The following is a 19,077-nucleotide window of genomic DNA, read 5'->3' as shown; positions in this document are numbered from 1 at the left end:
CCCATGATCATCTCCACCAAAAAAGGGACTCCGAAGGGCGAACTGGAAAAGATCGTTGACAAATTCGAGAAGCAGGGTCTGGACGTGACCCTGATCACCGGCAAGGACTACAACGTGTTCGGCCTTGTGGGCGACACCACCAAGATCGACGAGCGGGATGTGCTGGCAAACCCGTGGATTGACAACGTCACCCGCGTGTCCGCGCCCTATAAGCGTGCAAACCGCCTGTTCCACCCGGCAGATTCCGTGATCGACTGCGGCGGCGTGAAGATCGGCGGCAAGGAAAAGATCGCCGTCATGGCAGGCCCCTGCAGCATCGAGGGTGCAGAGCAGGCTCTGCGCATTGCACAGGGCGTGAAGGCTGGCGGTGCCACCCTGTTCCGCGGCGGTGCCTACAAGCCCCGCACCTCTCCCTACTCCTTCCAGGGCCTTGAGACCGAGGGCATTCTGGACATGGTAAAGGCCCGCGAGGCCACCGGCATGCCCATCGTCTCCGAGCTGATGAGCGAGGACCGCATCCCCGAGTTTGAGGAGTACGTGGACGTGGTGCAGATCGGTGCCCGCAACATGCAGAACTTCCAGCTGCTCAAGGCCGTTGGCAAGATGCACAAGCCGGTGCTGCTCAAGCGCGGCCTGTGCAACACCATCGAGGAGTGGATCATGAGCGCCGAGTATATCATGGCCGGCGGCAACGAGCAGGTCATCCTGTGCGAGCGCGGCATCCGTACCTTCGAGAAGTACACCCGCAACACCCTCGATCTCTCTGCAGTACCCATCATCCACGAAAAGACCCACCTGCCCATCATCGTGGACCCCAGCCACGCCACCGGCAAGGCAAACCTTGTGGAGCCCATGATGATCGCCGCCGTGGCCGCTGGTGCCGACGGTCTGGAAGTGGAGGTCCACTACGACCCCCAGCACGCATGGAGCGACGGCGCACAGTGCCTGACCCCGGATTCCTTCGCACAGGCCATGGCAAAGTGCCGTCAGGTGGCATGGGCCATTGGCCGGGATATGTAAAAGGCAAGCGTCCTCGCCCTCTCAGTCTCACATTCGTTCGACAGCTCCCCCAAAGGGGGAGCCCTTGGCAAAACCGGAAACTTTGCCGTACTGCCAAAGCCTCTCACTTTGAGGAAAGACTTCCCCCGCTCCGGGGGAAGATGTCACCGCAGGTGGCAAAAGGGGGAGTGTGGCATCGCGTAAGCGATGACGGAGAGGGCGAGCCGCCTAAAGGGTTTATCTATGCTTGTAACAATAACACGATCCCCCAGTAAAATTTCCGGCACCATCACCGCACCTCCCAGCAAGAGCATGGCTCACCGTGCTGTGCTCTGTGCGGCACTGGCCGAGGGCCGCAGCCATATCACGAACCTCGAATTCAGCAAGGACATCTCTGCCACGCTGGGCGCAGCGGCACAGCTGTGCGCCCGTGTGCGTACCGGCGCAGACGATGCTGTGGTGGAAGGGCTGGGGCATTTTGTGCCTCTTGCTGCGCCGGTGGACTGCTGCGAGAGCGGCAGCACCCTGCGCTTTCTCATCCCCATCGCCAGCCTGACCGGACAGGCAGTTTCCTTCACCGGCCGCGGGCGGCTGATGGAGCGGCCTCAGTCGGTGTATGACGCTCTGTACCGGGAGCAGGACCTGCGGTTTGAGCAGAACGCTGCCGGGCTGACCGTGGAAGGGGCACTGACCCCCGGCGAATACCGCCTTGCAGGCAATGTATCCAGCCAGTTCATCAGTGGGCTGCTGTTTGCTCTGCCGCTGCTTTCCGGCAACAGCACACTGCACCTCATCCCGCCGGTGGAGAGCCGCAGCTACATCGATATGACCCGCTCTGTGCAGGCAGCCTTCGGTGTGCAGAGCCATTGGCTGGACGAAAACACTCTTGCCATCCCGGGCGGGCAGCACTATCACCCCTGCGATTACACCGTGGAGGGCGATTACAGTCAGGCCGCGTTCCCGGCGGTGCTGGGTGCAGTGTGCGGCGACGTGACCATCACCGGCCTTGCCCCGGAAACGCTGCAGGGCGATGCCGCCATTCTGGATATCCTGCGCCGGTGCGGCGCAAAGTTCACCCAAACAGAAGCGGGCATCCCCTTTACAAAGTCACCGCTGCACGGTGTGGACATCGACCTTGCGGACTGCCCGGACCTTGGCCCTGTGCTCATGGTGCTGGGCCTGCTGTGCGAGGGCACTACAGTCATCCGCAACGCAGAGCGTTTACACCTGAAGGAGAGTGACCGCATCGCTGCCATGGAGGCCGAGCTGCGTGCCTGCGGCGGCGTGCTGGAAAGCGAGGGCGGCACCATTACGGTGCACGGCTGCGCGGACAGGCTGCACGCTCCGGCGGGTGTTCTGCATGGGCACAATGACCACCGTGTGGTCATGAGCCTTGCGGTGCTGGCCCTGAGTACGGGCATCCCTCTGACCGTGGACGATGCCGAAGCCATTACAAAAAGCTGGCCGAATTTCTTTGAAGCCATCAAGCCCTTGGGCGCGGAGGTGGAATATGCTTGATAAAACAAAACGTTATCTCGTGGTGGGCCTTGGCCTGCTGGGCGGCAAATACGCGCTGGAACTGACGAAAGCCGGTTTCCATGTGGACGGCATCAACCGCAGCGAAGGGCATTTGCAGTACGCGCTAGAGCACGGCTATATCGCCAGCGGCAAGACCCACGATTTTGAGGACCTTGTGAGCAGCGCCGACCACATCATCTTTGGTCTGTACCCCACGGCCCTCATCGAGTGGTTCCGCACCTACGGCCATCTGCTCAAGCCCGGCTGCATCTTTACCGATGTTTCCGGCGTAAAGACCGGCCTTGTGGAGCCGGTGCAGGCCATGTGCCCGGCGGGCGTGGAGTTCATTGCCAGCCACCCGATGGCAGGCCGTGAGACTTCCAGCGTGGAGCACGCCGCCGAGGTGAACTTTGCCCCAGCCAACTTCATCATCACCCCCACGGAAAAGAACACGCCCGAAGCCATCCAGTGGCTGCGAGAGCTGGCCGAAGTGCTGGGCTTCCACCACATCTGCACCCTGACGGTGCAGGAACACGACAAGATGATCGGCTATGTGAGCCAGCTGTGCCACGCCATCGCCGTGAGCCTGATGTGCGCCAACGATAACTCTTCGCTGTGCGAGTACACCGGCGACTCCTTCCGTGACCTGACCCGCATTGCACGCATCAACGATAAAATGTGGGCAGAGCTGTTTTTGTGGAATAAGGAAAACCTCATCAGCGAGATCGACCAGTTCGATGCCGCTCTGCAGGAAATGCGCGCTGCCCTTGTGGCCGACGACCGGGATAAGCTGGAAGAGATGTTCCGTCTTTCCACCCAGCGCCGCGCGGCGTTCGACAAAAAACTGCCCGAATAAACCGGAGGTGCTCCCATGCCCAAGCAGGAAGGCCAGAAATCCAAGCTTTTGACCCTTTTGCGCATTCTGGAACAAAAGACCGACGAAGAACACCTGCTCAATGTACCGCAGCTGGTAGAGCTGCTGGAACAGCAGGACATTCTTGCCGAGCGCAAAAGCATCTACAGCGATATCGACACCCTGCGCAGTCTGGGGTACGACATCCAGCTGCGGCGCGGGCGCGGCGGCGGCTACTGGCTGGCCAGCCGCACCTTTGAGCTTTCTGAGCTGAAGCTGCTGGTGGATGCCGTACAGGCCAGCAAGGTTGTGTCGGCACGCACCAGCAGTAAACTCATCCATAAACTGGAAGCCCTCTGCTCCGACTACGAGGGCACCCAGCTGCAGCGTCAGGTGTATGTGGACGGCCGCCCCAAAAGCGACAGCCACACCCTGCTTTACAGCATCGATGCGCTGCACAGCGCCATCAATGCAGGCAGAATGGTGCGGTTCCGCTACAAGGACGGCGGCACCCGCACCGTCAGCCCATGGCAGCTGGCATGGGAAAACGGCTGCTACTACCTTATCGCTTATCAGGACGAGAAAGAGCCTGCGGACATCCGCAACTACCGCGTGGACCGCATGTCTGCCGTGACGGTGCTGAGCGATGCCCGCCGGGGCAAAGCCGAGTTCCGCCAGTTCGACCTGCCCGCCTATCTGCGCAAGCACTTCAACATGTTCGGCGGGCCGGAGTACCGGGTCACCCTGCGCTGCACCGCCGACCTGGAAAGCGCCATGCGCGACCGCTTTGGCAAAACGCCGCTGTTCGTGCCGGAGGAAGACGGTGCATATTTTCACTTTGATGTGCCGGTATGCGTCAGCCCCCAGTTCTACGGCTGGGTGTGCGGCTTTGGCGGCAAGGTGGAAGTAACGGCTCCCGCCGAGGTGCGGCAGGGCCTGCGGGAAATAGCCAAAAAATTAGCGGAGATGCATCAATAACCGAAAAGAACGGCTCCTGCCCATTGGGTAGGAGCCGTTCTCATATATGGAAGTTATTCCTCAAATTCCAGATCGCCGGGCAGGATCAGGTCCAGTTCCGCGGCAGGTTCTGCCACAAGGCGGCGGCTCTGGTGGAAGATGGCCTTTTCCAGCGTGTTGCGGGCAAGACGGCCGTTGCCGGCGGTGCGGCTGTCCAGCGCCTGACGGCGCTTGTAGTAGCCCAAAAGCGGGAAGGTACAGCCCTCGGCAAGGCGGTAGCCCTTGCCCTTTGCCAGCACGTTGGTGATGTCCAGCAGCTCGTCTGCCGTGTAGTCCGGGAACTCGATCTTGTTGGGGAAGCGGCTGGCAAGACCGCTGTTGGCGGTAAGGAACACCTCCATCTCCCGGGTGTAGCCCGCCAGAACGACCACCAGCTCGTCCCGGTGATCCTCCATGCCCTTCACAAGGGTGTCGATGGCTTCGAGACCAAAGCTGTCCTGCTCACCGCGGTAGAGGCTGTAGGCTTCATCGATAAACAGCACACCGCCGAGGGCACTCTCGATGACGCTGTTTGTCAGCGGGGCGGTGTGGCCGGTGTAGCGGCCCACAAGGTCGGCGCGGGTCACTTCCACCAGCTGACCGCCCTTCAGCGCGCCGATGGCCTTGAGGTACTTTGCCACCAGCCGGGCAATGGTGGTCTTGCCGGTGCCCGGGTTGCCGGTGAAGATCATGTGCATGGAAAGGCTGGCGGTCTTGAAGCCTGCCGCCGCGCGGCGCTGCTGCACCTGCAGGTTATCCGCCAGACCGAACACATACTCCTTGACCGCCCCAAGGCCCACAAGACCGTCAAGCTCTGCGCGGATTTCATCTACAGCGCCCGTGTACTCGGCAGGCAGCAGGGCAGACAGCTCCTGCTCGGGCTGGTCGTTCAGGCAAAACCATACGCCCTCCGGCTTTGCGGTCAGGGTGACAGTGCCGGTAAGCTTTGCATCCGTCTGCAGGCAGTATTCGCTCAGGGCGCGGAACATTTTATCGCAGCATTCCGCAAGGCCCGCCGCACCCTTTTCTTTGGTGCACCGGGCTGCAACATAGTCCCGCACATCGGCCCCGGCAGAGAGGGTCAGCCCAAGGCGTGCGCTCACCTTCTGGGCCAGCGCATTCAGCTGCTGCGCCGCCAGCGCTGCAAGGTCCTCGCGGGCAAAGGCGCTGGTGGCGCACACATCGCCCACCGCCGCCACAAAGGGCGCACCGAACTTATCTGCCAGCGCGTCCCGGCCCTTGCGGGAAAAGAAGATGAGGTACTTGCCGCAGGGCGTGATACTGCTCACCGCTCCCGGTGCCAGCGCCGTGCCTGCATCCACAAGGATGCCCTCCTTGTTCACCAGATACCGGCTGGAAAGCGGTGCGCTGCCCTTCACAGCAAGGTCTGCAAGAGTCTTGAGGAAAGCCGCATGGCAGCTTTCGTAGTGCTCAAAGATCACGATCTCCCCGGGTGCGTGCAGGGCCGCGTACAGATCCTGCAAAAACAGCTTTTCCGCACCGGAATTGGGGTAGAGGGCAAGGTCCACCACCGCGGTTTTGTCGCTCTGCAAAAGGCCCCGCGCCGCCATGATGCGGGCGGTCTCTTCCAGCGCAAAGTGCCGTCCGGTGCCTGCACCTCCGCAGATCAGGATCACATTGCGTGCCGCCGGGCGCTCAGTGCCCAGCACAAAGGGCCGGCGCATGGCGCGCACCACGCTGTCCACAAAGGCATCCTGCCCGAGAACGGTCTTTTTCACCTCGGCGGCAAGGCCCTCAAAGCTGCCAAGGTGCTCTGCGGTCACATCGGCAGTGCCCTTGGCAAGCAGGCCGTCCGCTTCCATATCCCGCAGCATCTGGCGGCTGTCCTTCAGAGCAGACTGCACCGCAGTGTCCTGCGTTTTCAGCTGGGCGTTCTGTTTTTTGAGCAGGGCATCCAACTGCTTCTGGTTTTCCAGCAGAGCAGCGTTCAGGTCCGGCACTGCGGGCGCTTTGGCCTTTGGCGTTTTGCTTTCCGGCTGAGCCGTGCCGCCAAAGCGCGGTTTTCCCCCTGCGCCGAACACACCGTTCATAAGGTTTTCCCAATCGTCGGTATATGCCATGGTTTGCCCTCCGTTTTTGTCGTTTTCTTCCAGTATAGTGTACCCGGACAGGTTTTGCAATTCCCCCTTGAAAAATCCACACCGGTTGTTTACACTTACTGTATGGAAAATAAGAAGAAGGAATGAAGGAAACCATGAGTGCCAGAACCCCTGCTGAACTGAAAGAACTGTTCGAGAGCGACACCTTTGCCCGGGACACCACCTGCACCGGGCCGCTGGGGCCGGAGTATACCCTTTCCGGCACGCGGCTGCGTCTGTGGACACCTACAGCTCAGAGCGTGTGTGTGAACCTTTACCGCAAGGGCAATGGCGGCGTGTGCATGGGCACCCTGCCGCTGGAACGCGGGCCGCAGGGCGTGTGGAGCATCTATCTGCCCGGCGACCAGCACGGCCGTTATTACACCTTTACGGTGACGGTGGACGGCGTGAGCCGCGAGACCGGCGACCCTTACGCCCGCGCTGCCGGTGTGAACGGCACCCGCAGCATGATCGTAGATCTTGCCCGCACCGCCCCCTCCGGGTGGGAGCGGGATGTGCGTCCGGTCATCCCGCCGGAGCAGCGCGCGGTGTGGGAGGTGAGCGTGCGCGACTTCTCGCAGGACGCTGCCAGCGGCGTGCGCCCGGCATGGCGGGGCAAGTTCATGGCCTTTACCCAGCAGGGCACCACCCTGCACGGGGACGGCATCCACCCCACCTGCCTGAACTATCTCCGGCGTCTGGGCGTGAAGTATGTGCAGCTGCTGCCCATTTTCGACTTTGGCAGCGTGGACGAGGCAAAGCCGCTGCTGCGGCAGTACAACTGGGGCTATGACCCCACCAACTACAATGTGCCCGAAGGCAGCTATTCCACCGACCCCACCCGCGGCGAGGTGCGCATCCGGGAGTGCAGGGAAATGATCGCAGCCCTGCACGCGGCGGGCATCGGCGTGGTGATGGATGTGGTGTATAACCACATGTACCGCAATGCGAACCCGCTGAACGACACCGTGCCCTGCTACTTTTTTCGCCAGAACGAGGACGGCAGCTTTTCCAACGGCAGCGGCTGCGGCAATGAATTTGCCAGCGAGCGGCCCATGGCCCGGCGGTATATGATCGATTCCATCCTCTACTGGGCGCAGGAATACCACATCGACGGCTTCCGGTTCGACCTGATGGGTCTGTACGACGTGGAGACCATCAACGCGGTGCGCGCCGCGCTGGATACGCTGCCCGGCGGGCGGGATATCCTGATGTACGGCGAGCCGTGGCAGGGCGGCGGCAGCCAGCTGCACCGGTACGAGGCCAACAAGGCGAATCTTGCCATGCTGAACGAGCGCATCGGCATCTTCTGCGACGACACCCGCGACACCATCAAGGGCGGCTGCTTCAACGCCCGGGAGCCGGGCTATGTGGAGGGCAGGCCCAGCAGCTTCTGGGATATCGGCGGCGCGGTGGCGGCATGGTGCCGCAGCGACCGTCTGCCGCCCCACGCGCCCAGCCAGATCGTGAGCTATGTTTCCGCCCACGACAACTTCACCCTGTGGGACAAGCTGCTGCTGGTGCGGTACGAAAAGCCGGAGTTCACGGCGGCAGACAGCACAGCCCTTGCCCAGAACCGGCTGGCGGCGGGCATTTACCTGACCAGCTTCGGCCTGCCTTTCCTGCAGGCGGGCGAGGAGTTTGCCCGCACCAAAAAAGGGAAGGGCAACAGCTACCGCTCTTCGCCTGCGCTGAACCGGCTGGACTGGGAGCGGGCCGAAAAATATCATGCACTGGTGGACTACTACCGCGGCCTGCTGGCTCTGCGGGCAAGGTTTCCGCGGCTTTCCAGCACCGACCCCCACGCGCCGGATGCCCTGTACTTTTTCTCACTGGAGCAGCCGCTGGTGGGCTGGCAGCTGCCCGCCCAGTGGGGCGACGGCGCAGCATGGCAGGCGCTGTGCGTGTTCTATAACCCCACCGAGACCAGCAAGGCCGTGCCGCTGCCGGTTGGACGCTGGCAGATGCTGAGCGACGGCATCTCGTCCAGCCTGTGGCGCGGCCCGGCAAGAGTGTATGAGCACGAGGCCGTGCTGATGCCTTACAGTGCCGCCATCTTTGGACAGATATAAAAACAGGAGCGGATGGAAAACTCTCATCCGCTCCTGTTTTCTATTTTGCTCAGCTGTTGGAAGCCGTCTTTTCGCCCAGTGTCACATTGACCGTCTGCATCTGGCCGTCGCGTGCAATGGTGATGGAAAGCGTATCGCCTGCTGCGTGCTTCTGCATCAGAGTGCCAAGGTCGTCCTTGGAGGCGATCTCGGTGCCGTCCACGCTCACGATGCGGTCACCGGCCTGCAGGCCTGCCTTTTCGGCAGGGCCGCCCTTGACCACCTCCACAACGTAAACGCCGTAGGCATTCACGCCCAGTTGAGAAGCAGTCTGTGCGTCGGTCACGGCCAGATAGGTGATGCCCAAATAAGGCCGTCCGGTCACATAGCCGTTCTCCAGCAGTTCCTGTGCCACCTTGATGGCATCGTTGATGGGGATGGCAAAGCCCAGACCCTCTGCATCGCTGGAAGAGGATTTTGCATTCACAATGCCGACCAGCTCACCGTTCATATTGAACAGGCCGCCGCCGGAGTTGCCGGGGCTGACCGAAGCATCCATCTGGATCAGGGACATGGTGTTCACAGAGCTGCTGCCCTGAATGGTGACGCTGCGGTTCAAAGCGCTGATCATGCCGCCGGTCACGGTGCCGCCCAGCTCACCCAGCGGGTTGCCCACAGCCATCACGCTCTGGCCCACCTTCAGGCTGTCGCTGTTGCCCACGGTGGCGGGGGTCAGGCCGTCAGCATCGATCTTGATGACCGCGATATCGCTGGTGGTATCTTCGCCCACAAGGGTGGCGGTGTAGTCCTTGTCACCAATGGTAACGGTGATGGTGGAAGCGCCGTCCACCACATGTGCACAGGTGAGGATGTAGCCGTCCGAGCTGATGATCACGCCGCTGCCGGCACCGCTCTCCACCTGATTCTGGCCGTACCACGACCACTGAGAGTAGACCACCTGCTCCGTAGTGATGACCACCACGCTGGGGCTGACCAGATCAGCCACCTGTTCCGTGGTCAGGCTGCTGCCGCTGCTGGATGCTGCGGTGATGGAACTATCCGAGCCGGGTGCACTGTCGGCCGTAGAGGAAGGTGCCACCTGCTGAATGACCACCTTGCCGCTGCCGCCAAACTTTGCCCCCACAAAGCCGCCCGCAAAGCCCATGGCTGCGGCCAGCACCAGCGCCACAGCGCTGCGTGCAACGCGCTTGCCATTGAACTTTTTCTTCTTTTTAGGGGGCTGCGCGTCCTGCGGCTGTACCGGATGTACCGGCGGCGTTGCACCACCTGCGCCGTTGTCTGTCTGCGGAGCGGTGTAAGCGGTCTCCGGTTCCGGCTGCGGGTCGTTGTACTGGTTGGCGGTGTTCATGCCGCTGCTGCCCACATTGGGATAACCGGTATCTCCGCTTTCGTTTTTATCCTGAGAGGAATAATCATATTCCCATTTGTTCTCATTGTCCATGCTGATACTTCCTTTCCGTAAGGGATACGTCCACAGGAGCCCTGTTCCGTTGAACTGCTCCTATTGTAACCATCAATTGTGAAAATCAATCGCGCGCGCCGTGAAGAAACTGTGAAATAAAGACGCGCTTTCCGCCCTTGACAGCGGCCTTTGCGCTTGCTATTGTAAAAGTGTAAATTCAGGAGGAACACACCATGGAACTGCACCGCACAGACGAGGGCTTTGCCCTCTATAAGGAAAAAACACAGATCGGCTTCTGCGCGCTCACGCCCGCCCCGAAGGGGGCTGCCATCACCGCGTTTGGCATCGAACCGCAGTGGCGGCGCAAAGGCTACGGCTCCTATCTATTAAAAGAAGTCTTGCGCGCCTACGCCGGATACGACCGCGAAAAGGCTACCGTATTTACCACCCCGCTGCCCGCCGATGCCGCAGAGCTTGCGTTCTGGGCAAAGTTCGGCTTTGCAGCAGAAGGCAGGCAGCTGGTGCGCCGCCGCACGCCGGACCTGACCGCCGTCAAGTTCGTGCAGGACTTTCTGGCCGCCCGGCTGGCACAGCCGCGTCTTTGCATCGATGCTACCTGCGGCAACGGCGGCGACACGGCCTTTCTGTGCGGCATCATCGCGCCGGAAGGAAAGGTAGTCGGCTTTGACGTGCAGGAAGCTGCCATTGCATCCACCCGGAAGCATCTGGAGCAGCTGGGCGTGCCTGCCGCCCGGTATGAGCTGCACTGCCAAAGCCACGCAGACCTTTTACAGGTTGTGCAGCCCGGCACGGCAGATGCGGTGATGTTCAACTTTGGCTGGCTGCCCGGGGCCGACCACGCAGTGTTCTCCACCGCGCAGAGCAGCATCCCAGCCCTGCAGGCGGCTTTGGAAGCCGTTCGCCCCGGCGGCGTGGTGAGCGCCATCCTCTACAGCGGGCAGGTCATCGGCACGGATGAAAAGCAGACGGTGCTGGAATATCTCCGGGCACTTCCGCTCAAAAGTTTTACCGTTCTGGTGTGTGATTTTGCCAACTGGGCCGAAACCGCCCCTCTGCCCTGCATCATCCTGAAAAAATAACGAAAACACTTGCATTATGGAGCGTTTTCGGATAAAATAGGGTACGTATGTGTAAAAAGACGGCCTCGCCCTCTCCGTCTTTGCTTCGCAAATCCACCTCTCCCAGAGGGAGAGGCCTTGGCGAAAAGATGCACTTTGCGTGGACTGCCAAGGGCTCCCACTTTGGGGGAGCTGGCGCGTTAGCGCCTGAGAGGGCGAGCCCGGCAAAGTCCAACCGGACATACTGAATGCAAAAATCCACTTCCTGCTCCACGGCAGGTTTATCAGGAGATCTACAACTTATGACAAATCGTGAAGAAATCGAGCGCCGCCGGACGTTTGCGATCATCAGCCATCCCGATGCCGGTAAGACCACTCTGACCGAAAAGCTGCTGCTGTACGGCGGAGCCATCAATCAGGCAGGCTCCGTCAAGGGCAAGCAGAGCGCAAAGCACGCCGTGTCCGACTGGATGGACATTGAGAAGCAGCGCGGTATTTCCGTCACCTCTTCTGTCCTGCAGTTCAACTACGCGGGCAAGTGCGTGAACATTCTGGACACCCCGGGCCATCAGGACTTCTCGGAGGACACCTACCGCACCCTGATGGCGGCAGACTCTGCCGTCATGGTCATCGACGCTGCAAAGGGCGTTGAGGCCCAGACCATCAAGCTGTTCAAGGTGTGCACCCTGCGCCACATCCCCATCTTCACCTTCATCAACAAGATGGACCGCGAAGCCCGCGACCCCTTTGAGCTGATGGAGAACATCGAGGAGATTTTGGGCATCAAGACCTACCCCATGAACTGGCCCATCGGCTGCGGCAAGGAGTTCAAGGGCGTGTTCGACCGCAACACCCGCAAGGTGCTGGCATTTTCCAGCGACGGCCGCGCCAACGGCGTGAAGAAGGTGGATGAGACCGAGGCCGAGCTGGGCGATCCCGCACTGGACGAGCTGCTCACCCCGTATCTGCACCAGCAGCTGGTGGATGAGATCGAGCTGTTGGACGGTGCCGCCGAGGAATTTGACCTCGACAAAGTGCTGCGCGGCGAGCTGAGCCCCGTGTTCTTTGGTTCTGCCCTGACCAACTTTGGCGTGGAGCCTTTTCTGGAGAACTTCCTGCGGCTCACCCCCACCCCGCTGGCCCGCGTGGACAGCCTGACCGGCGAGACCGTGGACCCCTGCCGCGACGAGTTCTCTGCCTTCATCTTTAAAATTCAGGCCAACATGAACAAGGCCCACCGCGACCGCATCGCCTTTATGCGCATCTGCTCCGGCAAGTTCGAGCGCGGCATGGAGGCCTACCATGTGCAGGAGGGTAAGAACATCAAGCTGGCCACCGGCACCCAGCTGATGGCGCAGGACCGCGCCATCGTGGACGAAGCCTACGCCGGCGATATCATCGGCCTGTTCGACCCGGGCATCTTCTCCATCGGCGACACCTTGTGCACCGGCAAAAAGAAGGTCCAGTTCGCAGGCATCCCCACCTTCTCGCCGGAGCACTTTGCCCGCATTGAGCAGAAGGACACCATGAAGCGCAAGCAGTTCGTGAAGGGCATGGAGCAGATCGCGCAGGAGGGTGCCATCCAGATCTTCCGCGAAGTGGGCGGCGGCATGGAAGAAGTGGTGGTCGGCGTGGTCGGCGTGCTGCAGCTGGAAGTGCTGGAGTACCGCCTGAACACCGAGTACAACGTGGAGATCCGGATGCAGCAGCTGCCCTTTGAACAGCTGCGCTGGGTGCAGAACGACCCCGACACCTACAACCTGCGGGATCTGGACCTGACCAGCGACACCAAGGCTGTGGAGGATATGAAGGGCAACCGCCTGCTGCTGTTCACCTCCGACTGGGCGGTGCGCTGGGCTGAGACCCACAACGAAACGCTGAAACTGAGCGAGTTCGGTAATATCTGAGTTGAAAGAGAGCTGCGGTGCGGGAATGTCCCGCAGCTGCGGCTCTTTTTTCATAAAGTCTGAAGCATACAACAAAGAATGCCAGCGCTTGTATGATTGCTTCCCATTGCGGGGAACACTGCTGGCATGGAGGGAAAATATATGCAAAACATCAATATTGGCAAAAGCGGCATTCAGGTGCCATTTCTCGGCATGGGCACCTGGGCCATCGGCGGCGGTGCATGGTGGGGCGATAACGACGACAGCCTTTCAGTCAAGGCCATCCAGACTGCTGTGGAGCAGGGCATCCAGTGGATCGACACCGCGCCCATCTACGGCCTGTACCACAGCGAGACCGTGGTGGGCGAAGCCATGAAGCACATCGACCGCGACAAGGTGGTGCTTTCCACCAAGTGCGGTCTGGAGTGGCGGCATGAAACACCGGTGCTGCACAAGGTCGTGGACGGCACCACCGTTTACCGCGACCTTTCTGCAAAGAGCATCATCGAGGATGTGGAGGACAGCCTGCGCCGCCTGCACACCGATCATCTGGATGTGCTGTACACCCACTGGCAGACCCCCGATTTCGGCATCTACCCGCTGGAAGAGACGGTGGAAGCCATGATGAAGCTGAAGGAGCAGGGCAAGATCCGTGCCATCGGTGCATCCAACGTCACTGCGGACATCATCCGCGGCTACTGCAAGTACGGCCAGCTGGATGTCATTCAGGAAAAGTACAGTCTGCTCACCCGCCGTGTGGAAAAGCAGCTGCTGCCCACCTGCAGGGAGCTGGGCGTTTCGGTGCAGGCATACTCTCCGCTGGAGCAGGGCCTGCTGACCGGCAAGGTGACCATGGACACCACCTATCCTGAGGGCAGCACCCGCAACTCGAACCCCAGCTTCCAGCCCGCCCGCCGGGCACAGGCGCTGGACATGCTGGCAAAGTGGGGCGACCTGACCGAGAAATACGACTGCTCTCTGGCACAGCTGGTGATCGCCCTGACCGCCCGCATGATCCCCGGCCTGCATGTGCTGTGCGGTGCCCGCACCCCGCAGCAGGTGATGGACAACGCTGGTGCGCTGAACATCAAACTGGACGGTGCCGATGCCGTCCGCATGAAGTGGGATGTGGATGCCATCTCCTGAGGTTTTAAAAGCTCCGAAAAAGGCCGGAGCCGACAGGTAATGCTGACGGCTCCGGCTTTTGATATTGATAGCAGGTTTGCAAACTGGAATTTTACAGAGTATGAATGATATGAGAAGCGAGCTCTGCGTTTTCTTTATCTACAAAAATCTCTGTAATATACCGGGGCTTTATTCCAAAAGTCCCAATTTGAGCCCGCATCCGTGTCGCGTCAAAAACACTTCGCTGATTAGCATCTTTGGTTTTGCAATAGCATTTGATTCCAGCTGCTGTCAAAGCATCTGTAATACGATGGCAATAAGTTGAATCCGAAACAGTTGCCACCCGTGACTTGAAGAATTGCTCTAGCATGGTAAACCTCCTATGCAAAAAATGAACAACGGTTATTTGATGAATCAACGTAGCAGTGCGACTTCAAAATTCTGCTTTATCTTTACCCGTTCTCCTTCCAGAACAGCCCGCCGGAGGTCTGGAACAGCATCCACGGGTTCACGCTTTTGCTGCCAAGCTTGAAGTCCATGGTCAGTTCTTCGCCCAGCACACCCACAGCCTGCCCCTTTTCCACGCTCTGCCCGGCGGAGACGGAAAGAGTCTGCAGCCCGTACAGGTAGCTGCGCATCCCGCAGCCATGGTCGATGACCACCGTGTTGCCGGTAAGGGCCAGCTCTGCGGCCAGCACCACCACGCCGTTTGCAGGGGCACGGCAGGGTTCACCGGGGATGGTATAAAGTTTTGTGGAGTTGGAACGGCTGCCCTGCTGGCCGTTGACCACCCTGACCTGACCGTAATCCACAAGGGTGGTGTAGCTTTCCACCGGGTTCACAAAGCCGCCCTGCCACATTTTTTCCCGCGCGGGCGCTTCGTACAGGCCCCAGACTGCATTGCGGAACTGGGTGTTTGCCGCATCCGATGCATCCAGTTCCGGCTCCACGTCCACCGTGCCAAAATCCTTGGGCAGCACGATGATGCTGCGGGTGATGGTCTCGCCGTTCACGGTAATGTTCACCTCATGCCCGCCGGAGGAAGCGTTGTATGCCGCCGGGATGTAGGCCCGCCAGCCATCGGCTGCACGCACGCACTGCACATTGCCAAGGTCGGTCTCCACAGTGGGTGCTGCATCGCCGGTCATGCCGGAGATGCGCAGGCCCACAATGCCGCCCTGCTCCACCCGCTCGGCGGAAAGCTCCACCTCCGCGCTGGCCTGCAGGGTGAACCGGAAGGCATAACGATACCAGCCGGTGGGCTTTGCGGGCTTTTCCAGCCCCAGATTTTTGCGCACTGCGCCGGTGCTGCCGCCCTCAAATTGGGTGGCCATGCCGCCCTCCGGCACCCGCCAGACCGATAGCTCTGCCTTATATTCGCCGTTGGCCGGGAACAAAAAGCTTTGATAATCGCTCACACTGCCCACAAATACAATGCTGCCATAGGCGTTCTGGATGGTGAGGGTGGTGTAGCTGGCCCAGTCCGGCAGGGTGATGGCCGGGTGGGCCGTGTACAGCGTGCCCAGCTTCTGCACCGTGAGGGTGGCGGGGCTGGCAAACACCTTATCGAGCTTTCCGCCGATGAGCGGCACCTGCCAGCACCAGCCGTTGGGTTCCAGCGCTTCGGTGCCAAACTGCGCGGTGCTGTCCGGGCAGCCGCCCTCGGTGGTAAAGGCATAGCTCACGCCCATCACCGCGCCCAGAAAGATGCCTACGCCCAGCACCACACCCACGAGCCAGAGCAGAAAACGCTTCATGATACACTCCTTCTATGTAGCAAAAAGGGCGCACCGGCACAGCCTTTTGCAGACTGCCGGTGCGCCCGAAGGTTTACGGTTCGTGTTTTTTATTCTGCAGCATCCTCTGCAGGGGCAGCCTCTTCGGCAGCAGCCTCCGGCTCTACCGTTGCAGCATCGTCCTCGCCGAACAGCAGACGCTCGTACTCGTCCAGCTCCTTCTCACGGCGGTGCAGGTAAACAGCAACAGCAGCAAGGGCACCGGCAACAGCGGCCAGAACAGTGATCACAGCGACCAGACAAGATTTCTTCATAGGTTCAATACACTCCTTTTTTCGTTGAAACGATGTTTCAGCTTTCATTCCAGTGCTTGTTGGCTTTTATTATACCCGTTCCTGTCAAAAATTACAACCATTCAGGTCAAAAAGGCCAAAATTTCATACTATAAGCTTCCTGTATGCCTTGAATGCACCGGGCAGCGTATACTCGGCCTGCAGGGCTTTCCGGCTTGCCCACACGCAGCCTGCCGGAGCATCTTGGGCGGGCACATGCAGCAGGATGCCGTTCATATGCCACTCGATGTGGCTGAAGATGTGCTTTGCAGCGGGCAGCGCTTCCGGCGCGGCGGTGCCGGTATCCATCCCCATGGCCTGCAGGCGGGCAAGGACCTCTCCGGCGGCAAGGGCTTCACCCTCCCACAGTACCGGCTGCCACAGCCCGGCAAGCAGGCCCTTTTGGGGCCGCTGCTGCAAAAGGAAACCTGCCGGGCTTTCCACCAGCGCCAGCGTCACAGGCTGCAGTCTGCGGGGCTTGGGCGCTGCTTTGCGGGGCAGCTCCAATGCAGTGCCCGCAGCACGGGCGGCGCACAGGTGGGCAAGCGGGCATTTTTCGCACAGGGGCGCACCGTTCGGCACGCAGACCAGCGCTCCCAGCTCCATAAGGGCCTGATTGTAGTCGCCGGGCGCATCCGGCGGCTGGTGCTCCATCACGCGGGCGGTGAACGCTTTTTTCACGGCCGGTTCTGTGACGGCAGCGGGGTCGTTGTACAAACGGGAGAACACCCGCAGCACATTGCCGTCCACGGCGGGCACCGGGATGCCGAAGCTGATGGACGCAACGGCTCCCGCCGTGTAGTCCCCGATGCCGGGCAGGGCCCGCAGGGCATCATAGTCGGCGGGCAGCTGTCCGCCGTACTGCTCACAGACGATGCGTGCAGCCTTTTGCAGGTTGCGCACCCGGCTGTAGTAGCCAAGACCCTCCCAGAGCTTGTGCAGCTTTTCCTCTTCGCAGGCGGCAAGGGCCCGAATGTCCGGCAGGGCGGCGAGAAAGCGTTCGTAGTAGGGCAGTGCCGCCGAGACCCGGGTCTGCTGCAGCATGATCTCGCTGAGCCACACATGGTAGGGGCTGGGGTCGGTGCGGAAGGGCAGGATGCGGTGGTTTTTGTAAAACCAGTCCAGCAGGGCAGGAGAGATGTTTTCCACTTGTTTTGTGCTCCTTGTTGAAAAGTCAGACATCTTGCCGATTTAGAATTGCCTCCGCTTTGCTCTGGCAATCATAGCGGTAAAATTTTTATAGAAAGCGATCCCGGAAAGTCTGCGGACTTTCCGGGATCGCACTTTCACAGGTAAGGCCGCCGCGGTCAACAGCTGTATCATTTTAAAGCAGCAGTTTCCGGATACGGCCCCTTGCGTGAAAATGTGTTTGGAGCGGCCCGCAGGCCGCGACAAACACGAATATTAAAAATTCATTCCGCTGAATATGCCCAAAGCGCAAGCGGAGGGCATTCAAATCGTCATACTCAGAATCCGTATGCGGTGCGGGGGAAGGGCAGCACGTCACGGATGTTCTGGATGCCCGTGAGGTACATGATCATGCGCTCGAAGCCCAAGCCGTAGCCGGCGTGCTCCACGCCGCCGAACTTGCGCAGGTTCAGGTACCAGTCGTAGTTGGTCTTGTCCATGCCCAGCTCGTCCATGCGGGCCACCAGCTTGTCGTAGTTCTCTTCACGCTGGCTGCCGCCGATCAGCTCGCCGATGCCGGGCACCAGCATATCTGCGGCTGCCACGGTCTTGCCGTCCGGGTTCTGCTTCATGTAGAAGCTCTTGATCTCCTTCGGGTAGTCGGTGACGAACACAGGCTTTTTGAACACCACCTCGGTCAGGTAGCGCTCGTGCTCGGTCTGGATGTCCACGCCCCACTCCACAGGGAACTGGAACTTCTTGTTGTTCTTCTTCAGGATCTCGATGGCCTCGGTGTAGCTGATGCGGCCAAACTCGCAGTTTGCCACCAGCTCCAGACGCTCGATGAGGCCCTTGTCGATGAACTGGTTGAAGAAGGCCATTTCATCCGGGCAGTTGTCCAGCACGTAGCGGATGACGTACTTGGTCATGGCCTCGGCGGTGTCCATGTAGCCGGACAGGTCGCAGAATGCCATCTCCGGCTCGATCATCCAGAACTCGGCGGCGTGACGGGTGGTAAAGCTCTTCTCGGCGCGGAAGGTGGGGCCGAAGGTGTACACCTTGCCGAATGCCATGGCCATGGCTTCGGCTTCCAGCTGGCCGGAAACGGTCAGGTTGACCGGCTTCTCGAAGAAGTCCTGCGTGTAATCCACGGTGCCGTCCTCGTTCTTGGGCACATTCTCAAGGTCGAGGGTGGTCACGCGGAACATCTCGCCTGCGCCCTCACAGTCGGAAGAGGTGAGCAGCGGGGAGTGAGAGTAAACGAAGCCGTTCTCCTGGAAGAACTTGTGGATGGCGTAGGCCGCGGCGCTGCGCACGCGGAAAGCGGCGTTGAAGGTGTTGGTGCGGGGGCGCAGGGTGGGCATGGTGCGCAGATATTCCATGCTCATCTTCTTTTTCTGCAGCGGATACTCGTCCGCCGGGCAGTCGCCCAGGATCTCCACACTGTCGGCATTCAGCTCAAAGGGCTGCTTTGCCTGCGGGGTGAGCACCAGCTTGCCCTTGACGCGCAGGCTGCTGTACAGACCGGTGTGGATCACCTCATCGTAGTTTGCCAGCTTGCCTGCTTCCAGCACGACCTGCAGGGTCTTGAAGCAGCCGCCGTCCGACAGGGCGATGAAGCCGATGTTCTTGGAGTCGCGGATGTTCTTTGCCCAGCCGCAGACGGTGATCTCGGTGCCGTCGGCGGGGGTGTTTTTGAACAGCGAAACGATCTCGGTACGTTCCATGATAGTTCTCCTTTATAACATAAAAAAGACAGCTTTGTTCTCCCTGAAAGTTCAGGGCGAACAAGCTGTCTTGTAATGTCCGCGGTGCCACCTGAATTACCGGAAGTGTCCGGTCGCTCACGCGC

General features: G+C 60.4%; 15 protein-coding genes. 8 read left to right on the top strand and 7 right to left on the bottom strand.

Translation table 11 applies throughout. From position 1 onward, the window contains the following. The first annotated feature begins 3 nt into the window (after positions 1-3). The 4 genes from aroF (at position 4) to DXA66_RS06555 (ending at position 4,348) form a co-directional block, all read left to right on the top strand. Complete coding sequence (gene aroF, locus DXA66_RS06570) at positions 4-1,020, top strand: 3-deoxy-7-phosphoheptulonate synthase (RefSeq protein ID WP_118527689.1); 1,017 nt, start codon at positions 4-6, stop codon at positions 1,018-1,020. Between the two features lie 222 nt (positions 1,021-1,242). Beyond that, a complete protein-coding gene (gene aroA, locus DXA66_RS06565) occupies positions 1,243-2,517 on the top strand; it encodes a 3-phosphoshikimate 1-carboxyvinyltransferase (RefSeq protein ID WP_118527687.1) in 1,275 nt (424 codons plus the stop codon). After that, positions 2,510-3,373, top strand: a complete 864-nt coding sequence (locus DXA66_RS06560; protein ID WP_097776941.1) for a prephenate dehydrogenase — start codon at positions 2,510-2,512, stop codon at positions 3,371-3,373. Before aroA ends, DXA66_RS06560 begins: the two co-directional genes overlap by 8 nt. Positions 3,374-3,388: 15 nt before the next feature. Further along, positions 3,389-4,348, top strand: a complete 960-nt coding sequence (locus DXA66_RS06555) for a YafY family protein (RefSeq protein WP_118527685.1) — start codon at positions 3,389-3,391, stop codon at positions 4,346-4,348. Between the two features lie 53 nt (positions 4,349-4,401). Here DXA66_RS06555 and DXA66_RS06550 read toward each other — a convergent pair whose 3' ends face one another. Beyond that, on the bottom strand, positions 4,402-6,447 hold the full coding sequence (locus tag DXA66_RS06550; RefSeq protein ID WP_118527683.1) for an AAA family ATPase: 2,046 nt from the start codon (positions 6,445-6,447) through the stop codon (positions 4,402-4,404). A 134-nt stretch (positions 6,448-6,581) separates the two neighbouring features. On the opposite strand from DXA66_RS06550, the gene pulA reads away from it, so the two are divergent. Beyond that, positions 6,582-8,537, top strand: coding sequence for a type I pullulanase (pulA, locus tag DXA66_RS06545; RefSeq protein ID WP_243089045.1), 1,956 nt, complete (start codon positions 6,582-6,584; stop codon positions 8,535-8,537). 49 nt (positions 8,538-8,586) lie between these two features. Here pulA and DXA66_RS06540 read toward each other — a convergent pair whose 3' ends face one another. Beyond that, complete coding sequence (locus DXA66_RS06540) at positions 8,587-9,978, bottom strand: S1C family serine protease (protein ID WP_118527679.1); 1,392 nt, start codon at positions 9,976-9,978, stop codon at positions 8,587-8,589. A 194-nt stretch (positions 9,979-10,172) separates the two neighbouring features. On the opposite strand from DXA66_RS06540, the gene DXA66_RS06535 reads away from it, so the two are divergent. The 3 genes from DXA66_RS06535 (at position 10,173) to DXA66_RS06525 (ending at position 14,050) form a co-directional block, all read left to right on the top strand. Next, positions 10,173-11,039 carry a GNAT family N-acetyltransferase gene (locus DXA66_RS06535; RefSeq protein WP_118527677.1) on the top strand — a complete coding sequence of 289 codons (867 nt, stop codon included), beginning with the start codon at positions 10,173-10,175 and terminating at the stop codon, positions 11,037-11,039. A gap of 281 nt (positions 11,040-11,320) precedes the next feature. Further along, a complete protein-coding gene (locus DXA66_RS06530) occupies positions 11,321-12,925 on the top strand; it encodes a peptide chain release factor 3 (RefSeq protein ID WP_118527675.1) in 1,605 nt (534 codons plus the stop codon). A 141-nt stretch (positions 12,926-13,066) separates the two neighbouring features. Beyond that, positions 13,067-14,050: an aldo/keto reductase gene (locus DXA66_RS06525; RefSeq protein WP_118527673.1), complete on the top strand. Its 984-nt coding sequence runs from the start codon at positions 13,067-13,069 to the stop codon at positions 14,048-14,050. 91 nt (positions 14,051-14,141) lie between these two features. Here DXA66_RS06525 and DXA66_RS06520 read toward each other — a convergent pair whose 3' ends face one another. The 5 genes from DXA66_RS06520 to asnS all read right to left on the bottom strand — a co-directional run bounded on the left by DXA66_RS06520 (position 14,142) and on the right by asnS (position 18,952). Then, positions 14,142-14,399 (bottom strand): hypothetical protein, encoded by a 258-nt coding sequence (locus tag DXA66_RS06520; protein WP_118527671.1) that lies wholly within the window; start codon positions 14,397-14,399, stop codon positions 14,142-14,144. 82 nt (positions 14,400-14,481) lie between these two features. Further along, positions 14,482-15,786: a murein hydrolase activator EnvC gene (locus tag DXA66_RS06515; protein WP_118527669.1), complete on the bottom strand. Its 1,305-nt coding sequence runs from the start codon at positions 15,784-15,786 to the stop codon at positions 14,482-14,484. 89 nt (positions 15,787-15,875) lie between these two features. Continuing rightward, positions 15,876-16,079, bottom strand: coding sequence for a hypothetical protein (locus DXA66_RS06510; RefSeq protein ID WP_044953882.1), 204 nt, complete (start codon positions 16,077-16,079; stop codon positions 15,876-15,878). Between the two features lie 123 nt (positions 16,080-16,202). Continuing rightward, on the bottom strand, positions 16,203-17,246 hold the full coding sequence (locus DXA66_RS06505) for an A/G-specific adenine glycosylase (RefSeq protein ID WP_118527667.1): 1,044 nt from the start codon (positions 17,244-17,246) through the stop codon (positions 16,203-16,205). A 317-nt stretch (positions 17,247-17,563) separates the two neighbouring features. Continuing rightward, the gene (gene asnS, locus DXA66_RS06500; protein ID WP_005943546.1) at positions 17,564-18,952 is read right to left on the bottom strand and encodes an asparagine--tRNA ligase; all 1,389 of its coding nucleotides are present in this window, start codon (positions 18,950-18,952) and stop codon (positions 17,564-17,566) included. Positions 18,953-19,077 lie beyond the last annotated feature (125 nt).

Origin of the sequence: Faecalibacterium sp. OF03-6AC, assembly GCF_003478175.1 — a bacterium.
Lineage (GTDB): Bacteria > Bacillota > Clostridia > Oscillospirales > Ruminococcaceae > Faecalibacterium > Faecalibacterium taiwanense.
The sequence above is the reverse complement of the archived record's forward strand: the minus strand, read 5'-3'. Positions and strand labels throughout refer to the sequence as shown.

Bases quoted from the DNA above. Each gene is read 5' to 3' on its own strand.
- aroF (WP_118527689.1), top strand. From the start codon at position 4: ATGATCATCTCCACCAAAAAAGGGACTCCGAAGGGCGAACTGGAAAAG.
- aroA (WP_118527687.1), top strand. From the start codon at position 1,243: ATGCTTGTAACAATAACACGATCCCCCAGTAAAATTTCCGGCACCATC.
- DXA66_RS06560 (WP_097776941.1), top strand. From the start codon at position 2,510: ATGCTTGATAAAACAAAACGTTATCTCGTGGTGGGCCTTGGCCTGCTG.
- DXA66_RS06555 (WP_118527685.1), top strand. From the start codon at position 3,389: ATGCCCAAGCAGGAAGGCCAGAAATCCAAGCTTTTGACCCTTTTGCGC.
- DXA66_RS06550 (WP_118527683.1), bottom strand. From the start codon at position 6,447: ATGGCATATACCGACGATTGGGAAAACCTTATGAACGGTGTGTTCGGC.
- pulA (WP_243089045.1), top strand. From the start codon at position 6,582: ATGAGTGCCAGAACCCCTGCTGAACTGAAAGAACTGTTCGAGAGCGAC.
- DXA66_RS06540 (WP_118527679.1), bottom strand. From the start codon at position 9,978: ATGGACAATGAGAACAAATGGGAATATGATTATTCCTCTCAGGATAAA.
- DXA66_RS06535 (WP_118527677.1), top strand. From the start codon at position 10,173: ATGGAACTGCACCGCACAGACGAGGGCTTTGCCCTCTATAAGGAAAAA.
- DXA66_RS06530 (WP_118527675.1), top strand. From the start codon at position 11,321: ATGACAAATCGTGAAGAAATCGAGCGCCGCCGGACGTTTGCGATCATC.
- DXA66_RS06525 (WP_118527673.1), top strand. From the start codon at position 13,067: ATGCAAAACATCAATATTGGCAAAAGCGGCATTCAGGTGCCATTTCTC.
- DXA66_RS06520 (WP_118527671.1), bottom strand. From the start codon at position 14,399: ATGCTAGAGCAATTCTTCAAGTCACGGGTGGCAACTGTTTCGGATTCA.
- DXA66_RS06515 (WP_118527669.1), bottom strand. From the start codon at position 15,786: ATGAAGCGTTTTCTGCTCTGGCTCGTGGGTGTGGTGCTGGGCGTAGGC.
- DXA66_RS06510 (WP_044953882.1), bottom strand. From the start codon at position 16,079: ATGAAGAAATCTTGTCTGGTCGCTGTGATCACTGTTCTGGCCGCTGTT.
- asnS (WP_005943546.1), bottom strand. From the start codon at position 18,952: ATGGAACGTACCGAGATCGTTTCGCTGTTCAAAAACACCCCCGCCGAC.